The 18,101-nt window shown below is 52.1% G+C and carries 16 protein-coding genes; 7 read left to right on the plus strand and 9 right to left on the minus strand.

Annotation, left to right across the window (positions count from 1 at the left end):
- Positions 1-2: 2 nt before the first annotated feature.
- The 5 genes from mdcA to ACERJC_RS00130 form a co-directional block, all read right to left on the minus strand.
- Positions 3-1,670: a malonate decarboxylase subunit alpha gene (mdcA, locus tag ACERJC_RS00110; protein ID WP_152405786.1), complete on the minus strand. Its 1,668-nt coding sequence runs from the start codon at positions 1,668-1,670 to the stop codon at positions 3-5.
- Positions 1,671-1,734: 64 nt separating this feature from the next.
- The gene (gene madB, locus ACERJC_RS00115) at positions 1,735-2,961 is read right to left on the minus strand and encodes a Na+-transporting malonate decarboxylase, carboxybiotin decarboxylase subunit (protein WP_178827994.1); all 1,227 of its coding nucleotides are present in this window, start codon (positions 2,959-2,961) and stop codon (positions 1,735-1,737) included.
- 21 nt (positions 2,962-2,982) lie between these two features.
- A complete protein-coding gene (locus ACERJC_RS00120) occupies positions 2,983-3,108 on the minus strand; it encodes a hypothetical protein (protein ID WP_258441289.1) in 126 nt (41 codons plus the stop codon).
- Positions 3,105-3,971, minus strand: a complete 867-nt coding sequence (locus tag ACERJC_RS00125; RefSeq protein ID WP_373671665.1) for a triphosphoribosyl-dephospho-CoA synthase — start codon at positions 3,969-3,971, stop codon at positions 3,105-3,107. Before ACERJC_RS00125 ends, ACERJC_RS00120 begins: the two co-directional genes overlap by 4 nt.
- Positions 3,972-4,331: 360 nt before the next feature.
- Positions 4,332-5,261 carry a LysR family transcriptional regulator gene (locus ACERJC_RS00130; protein WP_235922400.1) on the minus strand — a complete coding sequence of 310 codons (930 nt, stop codon included), beginning with the start codon at positions 5,259-5,261 and terminating at the stop codon, positions 4,332-4,334.
- Positions 5,262-5,782: 521 nt separating this feature from the next.
- Here ACERJC_RS00130 and ACERJC_RS00135 point away from each other — a divergent pair.
- Complete coding sequence (locus ACERJC_RS00135) at positions 5,783-6,676, plus strand: EamA family transporter (protein ID WP_178827999.1); 894 nt, start codon at positions 5,783-5,785, stop codon at positions 6,674-6,676.
- Between the two features lie 33 nt (positions 6,677-6,709).
- On the opposite strand, the gene ACERJC_RS00140 is transcribed toward ACERJC_RS00135, so the two are convergent.
- Together ACERJC_RS00140 and fadE are read right to left on the minus strand one after the other, a co-directional pair.
- Positions 6,710-7,480: an amidohydrolase gene (locus ACERJC_RS00140; protein ID WP_373670757.1), complete on the minus strand. Its 771-nt coding sequence runs from the start codon at positions 7,478-7,480 to the stop codon at positions 6,710-6,712.
- A 110-nt stretch (positions 7,481-7,590) separates the two neighbouring features.
- Complete coding sequence (gene fadE, locus ACERJC_RS00145; RefSeq protein ID WP_373670758.1) at positions 7,591-10,035, minus strand: acyl-CoA dehydrogenase FadE; 2,445 nt, start codon at positions 10,033-10,035, stop codon at positions 7,591-7,593.
- Between the two features lie 239 nt (positions 10,036-10,274).
- Here fadE and lpcA point away from each other — a divergent pair, with 239 nt between their 5' ends.
- Both lpcA and ACERJC_RS00155 read left to right on the plus strand, forming a co-directional pair.
- The gene (gene lpcA / locus ACERJC_RS00150) at positions 10,275-10,853 is read left to right on the plus strand and encodes a D-sedoheptulose 7-phosphate isomerase (protein ID WP_046475922.1); all 579 of its coding nucleotides are present in this window, start codon (positions 10,275-10,277) and stop codon (positions 10,851-10,853) included.
- Positions 10,854-11,069: 216 nt separating this feature from the next.
- Entirely contained in the window at positions 11,070-11,837 is a 768-nt protein-coding gene (locus ACERJC_RS00155; RefSeq protein WP_178827971.1) for a class II glutamine amidotransferase, read from the plus strand.
- Here ACERJC_RS00155 and dpaA read toward each other — a convergent pair.
- Positions 11,808-12,548 carry a peptidoglycan meso-diaminopimelic acid protein amidase gene (dpaA, locus tag ACERJC_RS00160; protein WP_042324816.1) on the minus strand — a complete coding sequence of 247 codons (741 nt, stop codon included), beginning with the start codon at positions 12,546-12,548 and terminating at the stop codon, positions 11,808-11,810. The two genes, ACERJC_RS00155 and dpaA, sit on opposite strands and share 30 nt — an antisense overlap.
- A 265-nt stretch (positions 12,549-12,813) precedes the next feature.
- On the opposite strand from dpaA, the gene dinB reads away from it, so the two are divergent.
- Entirely contained in the window at positions 12,814-13,869 is a 1,056-nt protein-coding gene (gene dinB / locus ACERJC_RS00165) for a DNA polymerase IV (RefSeq protein WP_373670759.1), read from the plus strand.
- Positions 13,870-14,004: 135 nt separating this feature from the next.
- Here the strand turns inward: dinB and pepD are convergent, their stop codons facing one another.
- Entirely contained in the window at positions 14,005-15,462 is a 1,458-nt protein-coding gene (gene pepD / locus ACERJC_RS00170) for a cytosol nonspecific dipeptidase (RefSeq protein WP_178827974.1), read from the minus strand.
- Positions 15,463-15,786: 324 nt separating this feature from the next.
- On the opposite strand from pepD, the gene gpt reads away from it, so the two are divergent.
- From gpt to crl, 3 genes are all read left to right on the plus strand, one after another.
- Positions 15,787-16,245, plus strand: coding sequence for a xanthine phosphoribosyltransferase (gene gpt, locus ACERJC_RS00175; protein ID WP_042324801.1), 459 nt, complete (start codon positions 15,787-15,789; stop codon positions 16,243-16,245).
- Between the two features lie 99 nt (positions 16,246-16,344).
- Positions 16,345-17,589: an esterase FrsA gene (gene frsA / locus ACERJC_RS00180; protein ID WP_152405774.1), complete on the plus strand. Its 1,245-nt coding sequence runs from the start codon at positions 16,345-16,347 to the stop codon at positions 17,587-17,589.
- 57 nt (positions 17,590-17,646) lie between these two features.
- Entirely contained in the window at positions 17,647-18,048 is a 402-nt protein-coding gene (gene crl, locus ACERJC_RS00185) for a sigma factor-binding protein Crl (protein ID WP_152405773.1), read from the plus strand.
- Positions 18,049-18,101: the final 53 nt, after the last annotated feature.

Below are 18,101 nucleotides of genomic sequence, written 5' to 3' on the forward strand. Positions count from 1 at the left end.
AATTACCAGTTACGGAACCGTGATGGTGGGTTGTACAAGCCACCTGACCAGTCCATCAATTCCTTGATATTTTTGGCTGCCAGCAGCGAACGGTTCGCGCGTCGACGGTCGATACCCAGATCTTCCGGCGTTTTAACCAGACCACGTTCGCGCAACCGTGCCGTTTCGGCCGGATCTGCCTGCAGACCGAGTTCTGTGTAACCAGCAACGGCGCGAATGGCCGCCATCCGCTGCTCCTGACCGACACAGCGATGCAGATAGGCAATGCCTTCTTCGCTGAGGATATGCGTGACATCATCGGCGTAAACCATCACCGGCGGTAACGGCAGGTTGGCATTTTCTGCCAGTTGCCAGGCATCGAGGCGATCGACAAACGCCGGCGCTCTTTTTTCACGGAAGGTTTCCTGGATCTGCACGACCAGGCGCTTGCCACGCGGCATATCACCCAGCAACTCCTGTTGAGTAGCAGAGAATTCCTCACCGCACTTCAGCCAGGCCTCTGTGGTGTGACGGCGTCCTTTGGCGTCGCATCCCATGTTGGGCGCGCCGCCAAAGCCGGCGACCCTGTCAGCCGTCGCGGTGCTACTGTTGCCGTATTTGTCGATTTGCAGCGTGCCGCCGATGAACATGTCGAGGGCGTAGTGTCCGGCCGTCTGGGCAAAGGCCCGGTTAGAACGCAGCGAACCATCAGGCCCGATGGTGAAAATGTCCGGGCGCTGGCTCACGTAATTTTCCATGCCCAGTTCGCCGCCGAAGCAATGGATCGCCTCAAGCCAGCCGCTTTCTATCGCCGGGATCAGCGTCGGGTGCGGGTTCAGCACCATATGGGTACAGACTTTTCCCTTCAGACCCAACTCCTCGCCATAGGTGGGGAGTAAAAGCTCAATGGCGGCGGTGAAAAAACCAATGCCGTGGTTGATGCGTTTGACGCCATATTCGGCATAGATCCCCTTCAGCGCCATCATTGCCATCAGGACATGCGTGTCGGTAATTAATGCCGGATCGCGGGTAAACAGCGGCTCGATATAAAAAGGACGCGGCGACTCAATCACCACATCGACCCAGTCGCCGGGAATATCTACGCGCGGGACTTTATCGACGATCTTATTCGCCTGAGCAATGACGATGCCCTGGCGGAATTTCGTCGCTTCAACGATGGCGGGGGTATCTTCGGTATTAAAACCGGTGTACAGGTTGCCTTCGCGGTCAGCTTCATACGCCGTGACCAGCGAGACGCGTGGGTACAAATCAATAAAGTAGCGGGCAAACAGCTCCAGATACGTATGAATAGCGCCGAGCTTGATCTTGCCTTCCCGGATGGCGGTGGCGAGGTGCTCTGATTGCGGTCCCGCGTAAGCAAAGTCGAGTTTTTCGGCGATCCCCCGTTCAAAGAGTTCCAGATGTGCGGCCAGAGGAACGGCTGATTGCACCATATGCAGATGATTTATTTTTTCTTTATCAACCTTGCACAAGCATTCGGCCAGAAAATCGGCCTGTTTCTGGTTGTTCCCCTCAATGTTAATTCTGTCGCCTGCACGGATAACGCCTTCCAGCAATGTAACGGTGTCCGCCGCATCAATTTCTTTCCCTTGTCTGAATAGCGACTGTATCTGCGCCATACGCTGCCGGGTGTCTTCCTGTAATTTATTCCATTTTTTTACTTCAGACATACCAATATCTCCAGTTTATAAATAGTCTCATTGGTGAATCAGGTGTTGGATATTGATAAAAACGTTACGGTAAAATAGTGACCACTGAGAATGTGGTCATAAATATCCCGGCGGCGACGGCGGAGACAATAATTCCGCTGATCGTTGTGCCGATGGCAACCGGTAAAATAACGCTATAGGGGTTTTCCGCTGTGACTTCATACTGCGCAATTTTGGCACAGGTCGGCATACAAGAGACGCCAGAAATACCGACCACCGGGTTATAGCTGTAATTTTTCCGCCGTGACAGGAAATAAATAAACCAGCCGCCGGCTAATGCGCCAATACCCGAAATAACCAGTGCGCCGATGCCCAATACCAGAATAATACCAACCTTCGGATCCATCAGGGTCTGCGCGCTGCACAATGTTCCCAGCAGAAGACTCAGGAAGAAGGTGGCGCTGTAGGTGATCGTACTTTCCAGCAGCTTGTGATAAGGGAGAATATCCGCCTCTTTAATGGCCATCCCGACGAAGAATGACAGCAATAATGGCGCGGCCGCAGGCAGCAACAAACAAAGCAGGGTACACATGGAGATGATGAAAATGAATTTCGCCTTTTTGGACACCTGCGGGTATTCCATTTCCGTGTCAACGCCGCGGAATTTTTTCGGCACCATCAGGCGTACCAGATAAGGGAAACCTGCGTAGGCCAGCGTCAGGTACAAATAGGCGATAATCGCAATCGGAACAAACAGATTCGGCGACATAATCAGTGCCGAGAACATCACTAACGGACCATCTGCACCGCCGATTGTGGCAATAGCGGCGGCTTCATTAAGCGGCAGACCAAAGAACTGATAGCCGATAACCAACATGACAAACGTACCGAGTTCGGCAAACAGCGCGACGATAATGCTGGCCCAGGGTCTGGCAAGCAGAAAACTGACATCACTCATGGTGCCGATGCCAAGATAGATTAAACAGCCGATCAGACCATTACTGAACGTCAGGGCGTAAATCGGTTGCAGGAAGTTCACCTGCATCAACGACATTAATTCGTTGGTTTCACTCACCATAGGATCCAGCATGATGGTGCCGATGGTGCCATTATTCAGAAACAATACGCCGGCGTTAATGGCGATCATTCCCAGGCCCATAGGTACCATGATTAACGGATCCAGTTTCCGTTTAAAGCCGAGGTAAGCGAGGGCGAAGCCGCACACAATGAGCAGGAAACGGACCAGGGCGATCAGCGGATCTTCAGTAAAAAAAGTCCCGATACCCGAGAAGAGGCGTAATAATATCTCCATGATTAATTCCTTATTTTATTATTAGTCGTCATCACGAATATTTAATTTATTCATGGCTTTGTTTAATCCAACGACGATCCCCATAACGGCAAATGAAATGGCGATAGTGATGCAATAACAAATAAACGCATATTGATAGATGCTCATATTCTCTCCTGGGTAACGTCGTTGGGAAAATGTGAATGGCATAGCAGATACATTGCGATGCTCAGGGCTAAGAGATCCGCTGAACCGCCTGGGCTAATTCTGTGCTGACAGCACCATTCGTTAAGCTGGTGAATACGCGCCTCACCTCCCGGAGCACTTATCCCGCCGCGATGAACAATTTCTGATGCGCGGAGTTTCAGTTCAGCCAGTTGTTGCGGCCCTGTCCGCCACAATACGTTCGTGTCTTCACACTGTGTCATCAGCATCAGGAGACAATCGACTAATGCATGACGTAAAGGCAGCCTCTTGTTGAATGCCGCGATTAACGCCGGATAGCCTATTTGAGCGATTGTGGGGAAGCCCTGTTCAGCTTCGCCTCGGATCCCGGTGACGCCGTATTTCGTAAACAATATTTCACCGGCCGTCTGTGCTGGACGGGTCTTTAAAACGGCAAAATCAGATTCGCATAACCCCTGGCAGAGTTGGCGGATGCAATGGGCCAGTGAAATGCTGTTAATGGGTTGATTCAGGCCAGATAAATAACCTGCAGCACAGGCCAGAACCGAACCAGAAAACAGGATCCCGCGCTGCGTGTTGATTCCCCGGGTCACTTCAAGCAGGCGGTTTTCATAATCAATGCCAATCGGTCTAATCTTTTTTAACAGCCGTGACAAAGGGTTGCGATGCGTGAACCCGGCCTCGGCGCACAGCGTGAAACAGGGGGCAATCGCGGAAGAACTGAGCAGGAAAGTTTGCAGATTCATATCGCTGTGCGAGCCGGTTGATACCGGGGTGACCAGTCCTGGTTTTGGGAAACTGCAGACTTCAAGCAAGATGGCTTGCAGCAGCACTTCACCCACCATCGCTGGCTGAGACTGAAAATAGTTAACTGTTCTGTCATCAGGCAATGATGGAGAAAAGGTTATCTGAGTTACGTTCGCGAGTGCCTGCATTATTCTCTTCCTTTAAGCACGTTTATTCTGATTTTTTCCAATACCAGGCGAACACCACAATCGGTCATTTGCCGTTTACGATGCGATGAATACGTTAAGAATTAGAATAATTGGAAAAGGTACTGTATTTGAAAATCAGTATAAATCTGTGGTAAACACAGTCAATTACACACCGGGTTCTATCGTTACGTAAAAGGTAATGAGTGAAAAAAAACGGCGGGCGGCGCTATCCGGGAATTATCACATCCCAATTATAGTGCCGTTATTTTTTTAAGAGGCGGGAGTCTGACTCTGTTTTTTATTATAACTGCGGGCGTACATCCGACATTCCGCAATTAAGGGTAGCAGGTTGTATTCACTATTACGGGGGAAAACTAATGCGATATGCTGCTTCATCTGAAAACGCGTTTCCAGGGGTAAAAGTCTGACTTTATCAGAGAATAAACTTCTCATTCTCCCCGGCAACAGACCGCAACCCATGTTGGAGCTGATAAGGCTCATCAGCGAGAAGACATCCTGTACCTGAACAATAACGTCAGGTTTGAAGCCAGCAATTTTAAACGCCTCCTGAAAACCATTGTAGGTGGCAAAACCTTCGGTAAGGCTGATAAATTTTTGATTGCTGTACAGGGTTAAATCAACAGGAACCTGGGGTGGCGCAGGAACATCAACCGGCGTGGCAAGAAAAATATCATCATCAAAAATCGGTAAGGTTTCAAATCTTGCCGTATCGTAGTGTTCCGGAACGGAAATTAAAATAGCATCAACCATTTGGGTATTGAGTAAGCCTAATAACTTCTGGTTCGACGCCATTAAGAGTTCGACATCAAGATTGGGTCTTCGTTGTTTTAGCCCCATGATTAAATGAGGGATGGTTTCGAGAGACAAAGAATACAGCATGCCAATTTTTAACTTACTGGCTTTTTCCTTCGAGGCGGCCTGCGTAAGACGAACACAGCGTTGAAACTGTTCCAGCAGAAGGGTGGATTGCTCCTCAAGCACATTCGCACTGTCGAGCGGAAACAGCGATCGGCCCTGGTGGATAAAAAGGGCACAGCGCAGGTCTTCTTCCAGTGCATGAAGCGTACGGTGAACGCTGACTTTACTGATATTGAGTGTTTCAGCCGTCTTCGTCACATTCCGGTTTTGCATGTAAGAAAGAAAAATCTCTAATTTTCTTAAGGTGATCCCATTAAACATAACTGGTTTCCTTCTGGTGATGAATTCTGCCATTACATGCGTTTTAACATTACATATATCATCTCATCAGGTTATTCAGACTAAGGATATGTAATTTTGTGAAGTGCTGCACGTAAGTTATTTTAGGAGAAATTAACGCTCACCTTCTAATAGTCCTAACCGCGTTTTTAAAAAGTGGAAGACATCCTGAAATAATGCTGTTGATAATATGTTTAATCCTGGTAAAAGGATGATAACAAAATCTGGTAGTATTCCGAAAGATAACGCAGGGTTTATTTGAGTAGCTTTTATGTTACTTCATTACATTACAGGTAATGAATACGAATATCTCAGGTCTGGTTCCTGAAGAGTAAGTGCCATATATTACCTTATGCCTGCGCCAGGCAACGATAATTCAGAAAATTCGCGCATTGTGCGGATACATTGTGCGAATAATGGAAACGGGTAGATGAACATTTTACTCTACGACAACTCTGTTCGACAGAATAATACAACTGTTAATACCCTTAACGAGTGAACTCATGTCAACTAAAGCCAAATACAGTGTGATGGTGGCATTGGGGGCAATGACGACAGGTATGTTGCCCACAATGATAAAACTTGGATTATCAGCGGGGGTGACCCTGAGTCATTTAATGCTCGCGTCGGTCAGCATCAGTTTTGTGATTTTTGCCATCATCCTGGTTTCGTTTCGGCAATATTCAATCGACAAGACGAAACGCATTCAACTTTTCCTCGTGGGATTAACCATGGGGCTGACGGCCTGGACGTTTACTAAAACGGTGGAATGTTTACCCGCATCGGTCGCCGTTGTGCTGCAGTTCCAGTTCGTCTGGATAGGCGTGCTTCTGGACGCGGTGTACCGCAAACAGTGGCCTGGCGGGCGTCGCTGGCTGATGATTGCGCTGATATTATCAGCAACGGTGCTGGCGGCAGGGGTACTCAGTGATTTTGACCATTTTTACCTCACCTGGAGCGGCGTGGCATTTGGCCTGCTTTGCGCGATTTGTTATTCTTTTTTCCTCTTTTTCAATGCGCATGTCGTCTCTGATGCGCACTGGTCACAGCGCACGTTCTATATCATGGTGGGGTGTTTAGCCTCGACGCTGGTTTTGATATTACCAAACCTCGAATTAACGCTGTCAGGAGAAACATTCGGCGCTGCAATGCTGTATGGCGGATTAATGGCCGTACTCGGTTACGCCATCCCGATCGTTTTCTTTGCGATTGGCATTCCGCGTATTGGCAGTGGCATCAGTTCGATTCTTTGCGCGTGCGAACTCCCGATGGCCGTCATTGTCGCTATGCTGATTCTGGGGGAGAAAATCGCCTGGCTGCAGTGGGTTGGCGTGGTGATCATCTTTGTCAGCCTGTTTATCAGGGAACCTGATGCTGAACCGTCCCCACAGCGGTAGACATTTTTGTCTGGTTCCCATAGGGGGAGGGGATCAGCGCAGGGTAAACGGGTCGGCATCCTGCCAGGCCGGGAAGGTTTCCCGGTACTCTTTCAACGCACTCAACGACAGTTCCGCATCAATGCGCGTGGCCTGGTGGGCTTCCGCCGTGGCGATCACTTCCCCCTGGGGATTAATGACCCGACTGTCTCCACGATAATGATGGCCGTTACCGTCCGTACCGACGCGGTTGCACCCGGCAACATATGCCTGATTTTCGATAGCGCGCGCCGCTAGCAGTGTCTGCCAGTGCAGAGAACGGGGAGCCGGCCAGTTGGCGACATACAGCGCCAGATCGTAATCATTCAGATTGCGTGACCACACCGGGAAACGCAGGTCATAACACACCAGTGGGAGAATGCGCCATCCGCGCCATTCCACGATCGTGCGACGGTTACCCGACTGGTAATGATGATGTTCGTCCGCCATGCGAAACAGATGACGCTTGTCATAAAAATGAACTGTCCCTCGCGGCTCAACCAGGAAAAAGCGGTTTACCGCCCTCTGCTCACTGGAGATGGCAGCACTCCCGGCCACCAGCGCATCGGTCTGTTGCGCTTTATCGCGCAGCCAGGCGATAAGCGTTTCCTGCGCGAGCGACTGCCCGGCGGCTTCCATCGCAAAGCCGGTGGTGAACATCTCCGGTAAAACAATCAGGTCGCGTCCGGTCACGGTTTCCAGTTGACGGTCAAAGTGGCGCAAATTGGCCGGACCATCCATCCAGACCAGCGGTTGTTGCAGCAGCGTAATTTTCAAACCAGGCACGGTAGGGCTCTCCTTGTTGAACAGCACTCTGACACTGTAGCACGTGCTTTCAGGAAACGTGGGCGATAAAAAGCCCCGCCGAAGCGAGGCTAAAAGGTCATGCGTAAGCGTTATGCGGCTTCGACTTTACGCACTTTCTCTGGCAGCTTTACCGGCTTCGTCGCCAGCTCCTCTGGGGCAAAATCATCCACGTTGATGCTGCGCAGACGGCTTTCTTCCGCCTTAACCAGAATGGCCGCTTCCTCTTTGTCGATTAAGCCTTTTGCCAGGGCGTTTTGCGCCAGCTCGTCCAGACGGGTGAACGGCAGGTTTTTGCCAATTTCTTTGCAAATACGCTGGTGGATAGGGTCGGCGGCCATCACGTCCAGCAGCGCCTCTTCCAGTAATCCTACCGGGTTATGCTCGCTCGGCGTCAGGTATTGACCACGACCAATGCGGTCACGGGTGGCGCTCGGAACCTGCAAAATCTTCGCGACTTTGTGATCCAGCTTGTCCGACGGGGCCAGATAGTGACGACCGGTTGGGAAGATCACGACCTTCAGCAGCCCGGCGACCAGACGGTTCGGGAAGTTTTGCAGCAGATCGTCGATCGCCTGTTCCGCCTTATAGAGTGCATCCTGAACGCCCCAGTGAACCAGCGGCAGATCGGCTTCATGGCGGCCTTCATCGTCATAACGCTTCAGTACCGCAGAGGCCAGATACAGCTGACTCAACACATCGCCCAGACGGGCGGAGATGCGCTCACGGCGTTTCAGACTGCCGCCCAATACCGCCATCGAAACGTCGGAGAGCAGCGCGAGGTTAGCGCTCAGACGGTTAAGGTGCTGATAATACCGTTTTGTCGCATCGCGGGTGGGTGTTTGGCTGGTTAAGCCGCGCGTCAGACCCAGCCAGAAGCTGCGCATCTTGTTACTACCGACGTGACCGATATGTTTGAACAGCAGTTTGTCGAACGCATTCACATCGTTGTTCTGCGCCGCCGCCATTTCTTCCAGCACATACGGATGACAGCGAATCGCCCCCTGGCCGAAGATCATCATGCTACGGGTCAGGATGTTGGCGCCTTCCACGGTGATAGCAATCGGTGCGCCCTGGTAGGCCCGCGCGAGGAAGTTACCTTCGCCGAGCATAATGCCCTTGCCGCCGGTAATATCCATTGCGTCGATAATCGACTGCTGACCACGATGGGTACAATGATACTTCACGATAGCCGACAACACTGCTGGCTTCTCACCCAGCATAATGCCGTAGGTGATGAGGGACGCGGCAGCATCCATCACGTAGGCGTTACCGGCAATGCGTGCCAGCGGTTCTTCGATCCCTTCCATCTTACCGATGGAGATTTTGAATTGACGACGAATATGGGCGTAGGCCCCGGTCGCCATCGCGACGGATTTTACCCCGCCGGTAGAGTTTGACGGCAGCGTAATGCCGCGACCTACCGACAAACATTCCACCAGCATACGCCAGCCCTGACCGGCCATTTTCGGGCCGCCGATGATGTAATCGATCGGCACAAACACGTCTTTACCGAGCGTCGGACCGTTCTGGAACGGGACGTTCAGCGGGAAGTGACGACGACCAATTTCCACACCCGGCGTTGAGGTCGGGATCAACGCACAGGTGATCCCCAATTCTTCATCGCCGCCTAACAGTTTATCCGGGTCGGAAAGTTTAAACGCCAGCCCCAGAACGGTAGCGATAGGCGCAAGGGTGATATAACGCTTGTTCCAGGTCAGGCGCATCCCCAGCACCTGCTGTCCTTGCCACTCACCCATGCAGACGATGCCGGTATCCGGAATGGCGCCCGCATCGGAACCCGCTTCCGGGCTGGTCAGTGCAAAGCAAGGGATTTCCTGACCACGCGCCAGGCGGGGCAGGTAATGGTCTTTTTGCTCTTGCGTACCGTAATGCTGCAACAGTTCGCCAGGGCCTAAAGAGTTTGGCACGCCCACGGTGATCGCCAGGATCCCGGAGACGCCGGACAATTTTTGCAGTACGCGAGACTGTGCGTAAGCCGAGAATTCCAGCCCGCCGTACTCTTTCTTAATGATCATCGCGAAGAAGCGATGCTCTTTCAGGAATGCCCACAGCTCCGGCGGCAGATCGGCCAGCTCATGGGTTATCTGAAAGTCATTCGCCATGCGACACGCTTCTTCTACCGGGCCGTCGATGAACGCCTGCTCTTCGGCGGTCAGACGCGGTTGCGGGTAGTTGTGCAGTTTTTTCCAGTCCGGTTTGCCCTGGAACAGATCGCCTTCCCACCAGGTGGTACCGGCATCAATCGCTTCTTTCTCCGTACGCGACATTGGCGGCATGACCTTACGGAAGCCGCGGAACACCGGCGCGGAGAAAATCGACTTACGCATTGGCGTAAAGTTGAACGGCACGAGGATAATGGCCAGCGGAATCAGCAGCCAGACTGACCACAGTCCGGCAACACCAAGCGCCGCCGTCCAGACGAGCAAAATCAGGCTGCTGAGAAATAAGCTCACGCGGTGATAGAACAGCGCGCCGAGCAGAACGATCGTAGCGAGAATACTCAAAATCATCATAACGAAAAGCTCCCTTGCTTGTAGGAGGTCTGACCACTTGTGATGTTATGGTTGTAGTGGATGTAAAATCTTTTATCAATGTGTTTACAAAATAATTACAACAAAGCTCACATTGTTGCTGTTTTCCGCGGCACGAAAAATCAAAAGCCGTCGCCATTGATGTGGCTTATGCTTCTCGCTGCCAGAGCTATCCGGTACACTGCATCCTGTCATTTACATTCATGCTGAAGGATATCCTCATGTACCAGGATCTTATTCGTAACGAACTGAACGAAGCGGCGGAAACGCTGGCTAATTTTTTAAAAGATGACGCCAATATTCACGCCATTCAGCGCGCGGCGGTCCTGCTGGCAGACAGTTTTAAAGCGGGTGGTAAGGTACTGTCCTGCGGAAACGGCGGCTCTCATTGTGACGCCATGCACTTTGCAGAAGAGCTGACGGGGCGCTATCGCGAAAACCGTCCGGGCTATCCGGCCATTGCGATTTCCGACGTCAGCCATCTCTCCTGCGTCAGCAATGATTTCGGTTACGACTACGTCTTTTCCCGTTATGTGGAAGCGGTAGGGCGCGAAGGCGATGTGCTGTTAGGCATCTCGACGTCCGGCAATTCGGGTAACGTGATCAAAGCCATCGCTGCGGCGCGCGAAAAGGGGATGAAAGTGATCACCCTGACCGGTAAAGACGGCGGCAAAATGGCCGGTACCGCCGATATCGAAATCCGCGTTCCGCATTTCGGCTATGCTGACCGTATTCAGGAAATTCATATTAAAGTGATTCATATCCTGATCCAGCTGATCGAAAAAGAGATGGTTAAATAACTATACCCGTCATACTTCAAGCTGCAGGTGCGTTGGCTGTACTCAGAAACCCCAGTCACATAGTTATCTATGCTCCTGGGGATTTCTTCCATTGCCGCCTTCCTGCAACTCGAATTATTTAGGGTGTAGCATATTATTTTATCTGCCATTTTGAGTCCTGATTGGCTGTAACAATTACGCCTTCCGCTTCATTGTGGCGTTTCGTGGAGGTGATGTATGTGCGAACTGCTCGGGATGAGCGCCAATGTGCCTACCGATATCTGCTTTAGTTTCACCGGGCTGGTTCAGCGGGGGGGAGGAACCGGGCCGCACAAAGACGGCTGGGGCATCACCTTCTATGAAGGCAAAGGCTGCCGGACGTTCAAAGATCCGCAACCCAGCTTTAATTCTCCCATCGCCAGGCTGGTACAGGACTACCCGATCAAATCCTGCTCCGTGGTTGCCCATATTCGCCAGGCGAACCGGGGTGAAGTGGCGCTGGAGAACACGCATCCCTTCACGCGTGAGCTGTGGGGCCGTAACTGGACCTATGCGCACAACGGGCAACTCTCAGGCTATAAATCGCTGGAAACCGGCAATTTTCGCCCCGTCGGTGAAACCGACAGCGAAAAGGCATTCTGCTGGCTGCTGCACAAACTGACTCAGCGCTACCCTCGCACGCCGGGCAATATGACGGCGGTATTCAGGTATATCGCGACGCTGGCGGGGGTACTGCGTGAGAAAGGGGTCTTTAACATGTTGTTGTCAGATGGCCGCTATGTGATGGCATTCTGCTCAACCAATCTTTTCTGGATCACCCGCCGCGCGCCGTTTGGTGTGGCGACGCTACTGGATCAGGATGTGGAAATTGACTTCAGCTCAGAGACCACACCCAACGATGTGGTCACCGTGATTGCGACGCAACCGCTGACAGGAAACGAAACCTGGCAAAAAATTATGCCAGGCGAGTGGGCGTTATTTTGTCTCGGGGAGCGCGTAGTTTGACGCCAGTTGCGGCTGAACCACTTCGTGACTCAACGGCTTGCTGACGACATAGCGGCCATCGACAACAGAAACGGTCGGTGGCTTGCGAGTTTGCTCAAAGTAATCGTATCCCGGCTTTAACTGCGACCAGAACTCTTTGTAATAGGAATACTTGTGGCGCTGCATGTTGGCGTCGGTCATGCGGAAAGGATAAATACTGACCTGAACACTCGACTGACCAAAGACCAGCGCGCCAGTGACAAACTGGAAAATCTCATCAATGCCGCTGTCGGTCATGGCATAGCAGCCAACGGAGACACAGGCACCGTGAATCATCAGGTATTTGCCTTCATAACCGTGAGCACGGTCATAGGCGTTCGGGAAGCCAATATTAATGGCTTTATAAAAGCGGCTATCGGGTTTGAGCTGGCTACGCTGGACGTTATAAAAACCTTCCGGACTTTTAAAATCCCCCTGGCGCTGTTTTGGACCTAAGCCGCCGGAGTAATTACAAATCTTGTAGCTATCGAGAAGTTGATACTGTTCGCCCATCTTGACGTAGAGATCGAGCGCGCGCTCTTCCTTGAAGATCTGTATATAGACCGGCGATCCCATCAATTGCTGCTTATACTCTTTGCTGATCGGCGTCGTGGAGCTATTGCTACTCAGCAAGCCGGCGAATGACACGCACGGGATCAAAAGCATCGCAATAAATAATGCGATTTTACGCATACTGCTTGTTCCTTGATAAAACGATTGCACACGCCAGAACGGCAAATAATAAGATCCCCAAATCGGACTAATCTGGATTTGGAGCGCTCACATTAACACCACGACATTTTTTCGCAAGCCCCTCGTGGTGCGTTTACAATTTATACTAAAACGATCTCAGATATTTCTTTTGTTGCAACTCGCCGCGTTTTACTTTAGTGCGTTCTCATCGACTTCCCATTGCAGAAAAACACTGTATACTTAAACAGTGCTGTGGAGGTGAGTGATGCGTAAAATCATACATATTGATATGGACTGTTTTTTCGCAGCGGTTGAGATGCGTGACAACCCGGCGCTGCGCGATATTCCTATTGCGATTGGCGGCAGCCGCGAGCGCAGAGGTGTCATCAGTACCGCCAACTATCCCGCCCGTAAATTTGGCGTGCGCAGTGCGATGCCGACCGGAATGGCGTTGAAGTTGTGCCCACACCTCACGCTGTTACCCGGCCGCTACGAAGCCTATAAAGAAGCCTCCGGCCAGATTCAGGACATCTTTTCACGCTACACCTCGTTAATTGAACCGCTGTCTCTGGATGAAGCATACCTGGATGTCACAGACAGCACGCACTGTCATGGTTCAGCAACGCTCATCGCCCAGGAGATCCGCCAGACTATCTTCAACGAACTGCAACTTACCGCATCGGCGGGCGTGGCACCGGTGAAGTTTCTGGCCAAGATCGCCTCCGATCTGAATAAACCCAACGGGCAATATGTCATTACGCCGGATGATGTCCCGGCGTTCCTCAGCACGTTGCCGCTGGGTAAAATTCCCGGCGTCGGTAAAGTGTCTGCGGCAAAGCTGGAAAGCATGGGGCTACGCACCTGCGGTGATGTGCAACAGTTCGACCTGGCGACATTACTCAAGCGCTTCGGTAAGTTTGGGCGGGTACTGTGGGAGCGCAGTCAGGGAATCGACGAACGGGACGTCAATAATGAACGCTTACGCAAATCGGTCGGCGTTGAACGCACAATGGCGGAAGACATTCATGAATGGTCTGACTGTGAAGCGATTATTGAACGGTTATATCCGGAACTTGAACGAAGACTGGCGAAAGTGAAACCCGATCTGCTCATCGCCCGTCAGGGGGTGAAGCTAAAGTTTAATGACTTTCAGCAAACCACCCAGGAACACGTCTGGCCGCGACTGAATAAAGAAGATCTGATCTCTACCGCGCGTAAAACCTGGGAAGAACGCCGGGGAGGGCGGGGCGTTCGTCTGGTGGGACTTCATGTTACTCTGCTGGACCCGCAACTGGAACGACAGTTATTACTGGGGTTATAACCGCGATGAATAACGGGTATGAAAACTGCCGGATGGCGTTTCACTTATCCGGCCTACAAATCTGCTGACAGTTCGTAGGCCGGATAAGGCGCAATGCGCCGCCATCCGGCATTTTTAAAGCATAACGATCGTGACTTACTTTGTCGGAATCGCTTTCAGCAGTTCGGTCAGAAGCGTCCAGTAATGACTGACACTTTCGATATGCACCTGCTCATCCGGTGAGTGCGGACCGGTGATGGTTGGCCCGATAGAGACCATATCCATATCCGGGTACGGTTTTTTAAACAGACCGCACTCCAGACCCGCGTGGATAATCTGGATGTTCGGCGTCTTGTTGAACAGACGCTGATAGGTTTCGCGTACCAGATGCATCACCGGCGAGTTCGCATCCGGCTGCCAGCCAGGGTAGCTCCCTTTGGCTTCGGTTTTCGCGCCCGCCAGTTTGCCCAGTGAGTCCAGCATGCTAACGACATAGTCTTTACCGGTGTCGATCAGCGAACGGATCAGGCAATGGATTTCGACGTTGTCATCGGTCATGGTGACGACACCCACGTTCAGTGAGGTTTCAACCACGCCTTTTGCGACGTCGGAATTGCGGATCACGCCGTTTGGCGTCGCGTTCAACAGACGGATAAAGCCGTCACGAGACTGCGCCGTCAGTGCCGCTTTATCGTTCGCTGCGCTTTCCAGCAGAACCACCAGGTTTTTCTCTTTTTCAGCCAGTTCGTTTTTCAGGATGTCCTGATAAGCGTTGACCTGCGCTTTCAGCGCATCAACGTTGTCCGCCGCGACGGCGACGGTCGCAAAGGCTTCACGCGGAATTGCGTTACGTAGTGTACCGCCGTTGAAATCAACCAGACGCAGATCCAGCTCTTCAGCATGACCGGCCAGGAAACGAACCAACAGTTTGTTTGCGTTGCCGAGACCGACGTGGATTTCGCCACCGGAGTGGCCGCCTTTCAGCCCTTTCAGGGTCAGCTTAAAGGTCTGGAAACCTGCCGGAACGGCTTCGCGGGTTAGCGGCAGGTTAGAGGTGAAGTCGATCCCCCCCGCGCAACCCATGTAGATTTCACCTTCTTCTTCAGAGTCGGTGTTGATCAGGATATCCGCCTGCAGCCAGTTGGCCTGCAGACCAAATGCACCGTCCATACCCGCTTCTTCCGTCATGGTCAGCAGCACTTCCAGCGGGCCGTGAACGACGCTGTCGTCAGCCAGAACGGCCAGTGCGGAAGCCATCCCGATGCCGTTATCGGCACCCAGCGTGGTGCCACGCGCTTTCACCCATTCGCCATCAATATAAGGCTGAATCGGATCTTTAGTGAAATCGTGTACGGTGTCGTTGTTTTTCTGCGGCACCATATCCAGGTGCGCTTGCAGGACCACCGGTTTACGGTTTTCCATTCCCGCGCTGGCCGGTTTGCGAATCAGGATATTGCCCACCTGGTCGCGCTCAACGTGGAAACCTTTCTCGTTTGCCCAGCCGATGATGTGTTCAGCGAGTTGCTCTTCATGATAGGACGGGTGAGGAATAGAACAGATTTTTGCAAAAATATCCCACAGCGGTTGCGGGGAGAGTTGAGATAATTCAGACACGATCATTCTCCTTGTATACCCGTCATATTTCAGGTTGCATGTGTGTTGGCTTGCCTGCAACGCGAATTATTTAAGGTATAGATGCTCTGCAAACAAGCTTGCAGGTCACAGGGTTAGCAGGTTAATTATTACCACAAGTCAGGCTTGCGAGATGCGCTTGAGAATACCACTTTCTGCGCCCGCTGCGAGTATAAAGCACGTAAAAAGAGGGCCCGATTCCGCGAAACACTGGTTTTTGGTGGCTCAGATCTCTATAATCTCGCGCAACCCATTTCCCCCTTGAACACTTTTTAAGCCGTAGATAAACAGGCTGGGACACTTCACATGAGCGAAAAATACGTCGTCACCTGGGACATGCTGCAGATTCATGCACGCAAACTGGCAAATCGCCTGATGCCTTCAGAACAGTGGAAAGGCATTATTGCCGTTAGCCGTGGCGGTCTGGTGCCGGGCGCATTGCTGGCACGTGAACTGGGCATTCGTCATGTCGATACCGTATGCATTTCCAGCTACGATCACGACAACCAGCGTGAGCTGAAAATTCTCAAGCGCGCAGAAGGCGACGGTGAAGGTTTTATCGTCATCGACGATCTGGTGGATACCGGCGGTACCGCCGTGGCTATCCGTGAAATGTATCCAAAAGCGCACTTTGTCACCATCTTCGCGAAACCGGCGGGTCGTCCGTTAGTCGATGATTATGTGATTGATATCCCGCAGGATACCTGGATTGAGCAGCCGTGGGATATGGGCGTGACCTTTATTCCGCCGATTTCTGGCCGCTAATCTCTGACTTTTTCAACGCCTGGCACTGCCGGGCGTTGTTCTATTTAGCCGGTGTCGGGTTACAATGTGCCTCAGTCAGTACTTCAGGAGGCTGTACGCATGTCACAGGCTAATCTTAGCGAAATCCTGTTCAAACCCCGTTTTAAACATCCCGAAACGTCGACCCTTGTCCGCCGTTTTAATGCCGGGACGCAGCCGCCTGTGCAATCGGCGCTGGATGGCAAGAACGTTCCCCACTGGTATCGCATGATTAACCGCCTGATGTGGATCTGGCGCGGGGTGGATCCGCGAGAAATTCTTGATGTCCAGGCGCGGATCGTGATGAGCGACGCCGAGCGCACCGATGCCGAGCTTTACGATACGGTGATCGGTTATCGTGGCGGTAACTGGATTTATGAATGGGCAAAACAGGCAATGGACTGGCAGCAAAAAGCCTGCCAGGAAACGGATCCTGAACGCAGCGGTCGCCACTGGCTGCATGCCTCGACGTTGTACAACATCGCCGCCTATCCACACCTGAAAGGGGACGATCTGGCGGAACAGGCACAGGCATTATCTAACCGAGCCTATGAGGAAGCCGCGCAGCGACTGCCTGGTTCACTGCGTGAGATGGAGTTTACGGTGCCCGGTGGTTCCCCCATCACCGGGTTCTTGCATATGCCAAAAGGCGACGGCCCGTTCCCGACGGTACTTATGTGCGGCGGTCTGGATTCGATGCAAACCGATTACTACACCCTGTATGAGCGCTATTTCGCGCCGCGTGGCATTGCCATGCTCACGCTGGACATGCCTTCCGTCGGTTTCTCTTCAAAGTGGAAGCTCTCACAGGACTCCAGCCTGCTGCATCAGCATGTGCTGAAAGCGCTGCCGAATGTGCCGTGGGTGGATCATACCCGAGTGGCGGCGTTCGGATTCCGTTTTGGTGCCAATGTGGCGGTGCGGCTGGCTTATCTTGAATCACCGCGTCTGAAGGCGGTGGCCTGTCTTGGTCCAGTTGTCCATGCGTTGCTAAGCGATCCATTGCGTCAGGGGGCGGTACCGGAAATGTATCTTGACGTTCTGGCGAGCCGACTGGGAATGCACGATGCGTCCGATGAAGCGCTGCGCGTGGAGCTCAATCGCTATTCGCTGAAGGTGCAGGGACTGCTCGGCAGACGTTGCCCAACGCCAATGCTGTCGGGCTTCTGGAAGAACGATCCCTTCAGTCCGGAAGAGGAGTCGCGCTTAATCACGTCTTCATCTTCTGACGGTAAGCTGCTGGAGATTCCATTCAATCCGGTGTATCGCAATTTTGACAACGCGTTACAGGAAATCACCCGCTGGATTGAAAAGAGATTGTGTTAATAATTTGCTAAATTCTACTGTTTTGGTAAAACAGTTGCTTCACAACAGGAGATCGCAATGACGTTACCGAGTGGACACCCGAAGAGCAGATTGATCAAGAAATTCACCGCGCTTGGCCCCTATATCCGGGAAGGAAAGTGCGAAGATAATCGATTCTTTTTCGATTGTCTGGCCGTTTGCGTCAACGTGAAACCCGCGCCTGAACTGCGCGAATTCTGGGGCTGGTGGATGGAACTGGAAGCGCAGGAAAAGCGTTTCACCTATAGCTATAAATTTGGTCTGTTCGACAAAGCGGGGAACTGGACGACGGCTCCGATCAAAGATAAAGAAGTGGTAGAGCGGCTGGAATATACCCTGCGCGAGTTTCACGAGAAGTTGCGTGGGCTGCTGAACACGCTGCATTTGTCGCTGGAGCCGGCTGACAATTTCCGTGATGAGCCGGTGAAGTTAACGGCGTAATCCAAAAAAGAGGCCGGATGATTCATCCGGCCTCTCTGTTTTCTCCGTCCTCA

The sequence above is a fragment of the Citrobacter telavivensis genome (assembly GCF_041807075.1).
In the GTDB taxonomy this organism is placed as follows: domain Bacteria; phylum Pseudomonadota; class Gammaproteobacteria; order Enterobacterales; family Enterobacteriaceae; genus Citrobacter_A; species Citrobacter_A telavivensis.

Coding starts and splice junctions, on each gene's coding strand:
- gpt (WP_042324801.1), top strand. CDS start 15,787: ATGAGCGAAAAATACGTCGTCACCTGGGACATGCTGCAGATTCATGCA.
- crl (WP_152405773.1), top strand. CDS start 17,647: ATGACGTTACCGAGTGGACACCCGAAGAGCAGATTGATCAAGAAATTC.
- mdcA (WP_152405786.1), bottom strand. CDS start 1,670: ATGTCTGAAGTAAAAAAATGGAATAAATTACAGGAAGACACCCGGCAG.
- ACERJC_RS00125 (WP_373671665.1), bottom strand. CDS start 3,971: ATGGTGGGTGAAGTGCTGCTGCAAGCCATCTTGCTTGAAGTCTGCAGT.
- ACERJC_RS00155 (WP_178827971.1), top strand. CDS start 11,070: ATGTGCGAACTGCTCGGGATGAGCGCCAATGTGCCTACCGATATCTGC.
- fadE (WP_373670758.1), bottom strand. CDS start 10,035: ATGATGATTTTGAGTATTCTCGCTACGATCGTTCTGCTCGGCGCGCTG.
- dpaA (WP_042324816.1), bottom strand. CDS start 12,548: ATGCGTAAAATCGCATTATTTATTGCGATGCTTTTGATCCCGTGCGTG.
- frsA (WP_152405774.1), top strand. CDS start 16,345: ATGTCACAGGCTAATCTTAGCGAAATCCTGTTCAAACCCCGTTTTAAA.
- madB (WP_178827994.1), bottom strand. CDS start 2,961: ATGGAGATATTATTACGCCTCTTCTCGGGTATCGGGACTTTTTTTACT.
- ACERJC_RS00130 (WP_235922400.1), bottom strand. CDS start 5,261: ATGTTTAATGGGATCACCTTAAGAAAATTAGAGATTTTTCTTTCTTAC.
- ACERJC_RS00120 (WP_258441289.1), bottom strand. CDS start 3,108: ATGAGCATCTATCAATATGCGTTTATTTGTTATTGCATCACTATCGCC.
- ACERJC_RS00135 (WP_178827999.1), top strand. CDS start 5,783: ATGTCAACTAAAGCCAAATACAGTGTGATGGTGGCATTGGGGGCAATG.
- dinB (WP_373670759.1), top strand. CDS start 12,814: ATGCGTAAAATCATACATATTGATATGGACTGTTTTTTCGCAGCGGTT.
- lpcA (WP_046475922.1), top strand. CDS start 10,275: ATGTACCAGGATCTTATTCGTAACGAACTGAACGAAGCGGCGGAAACG.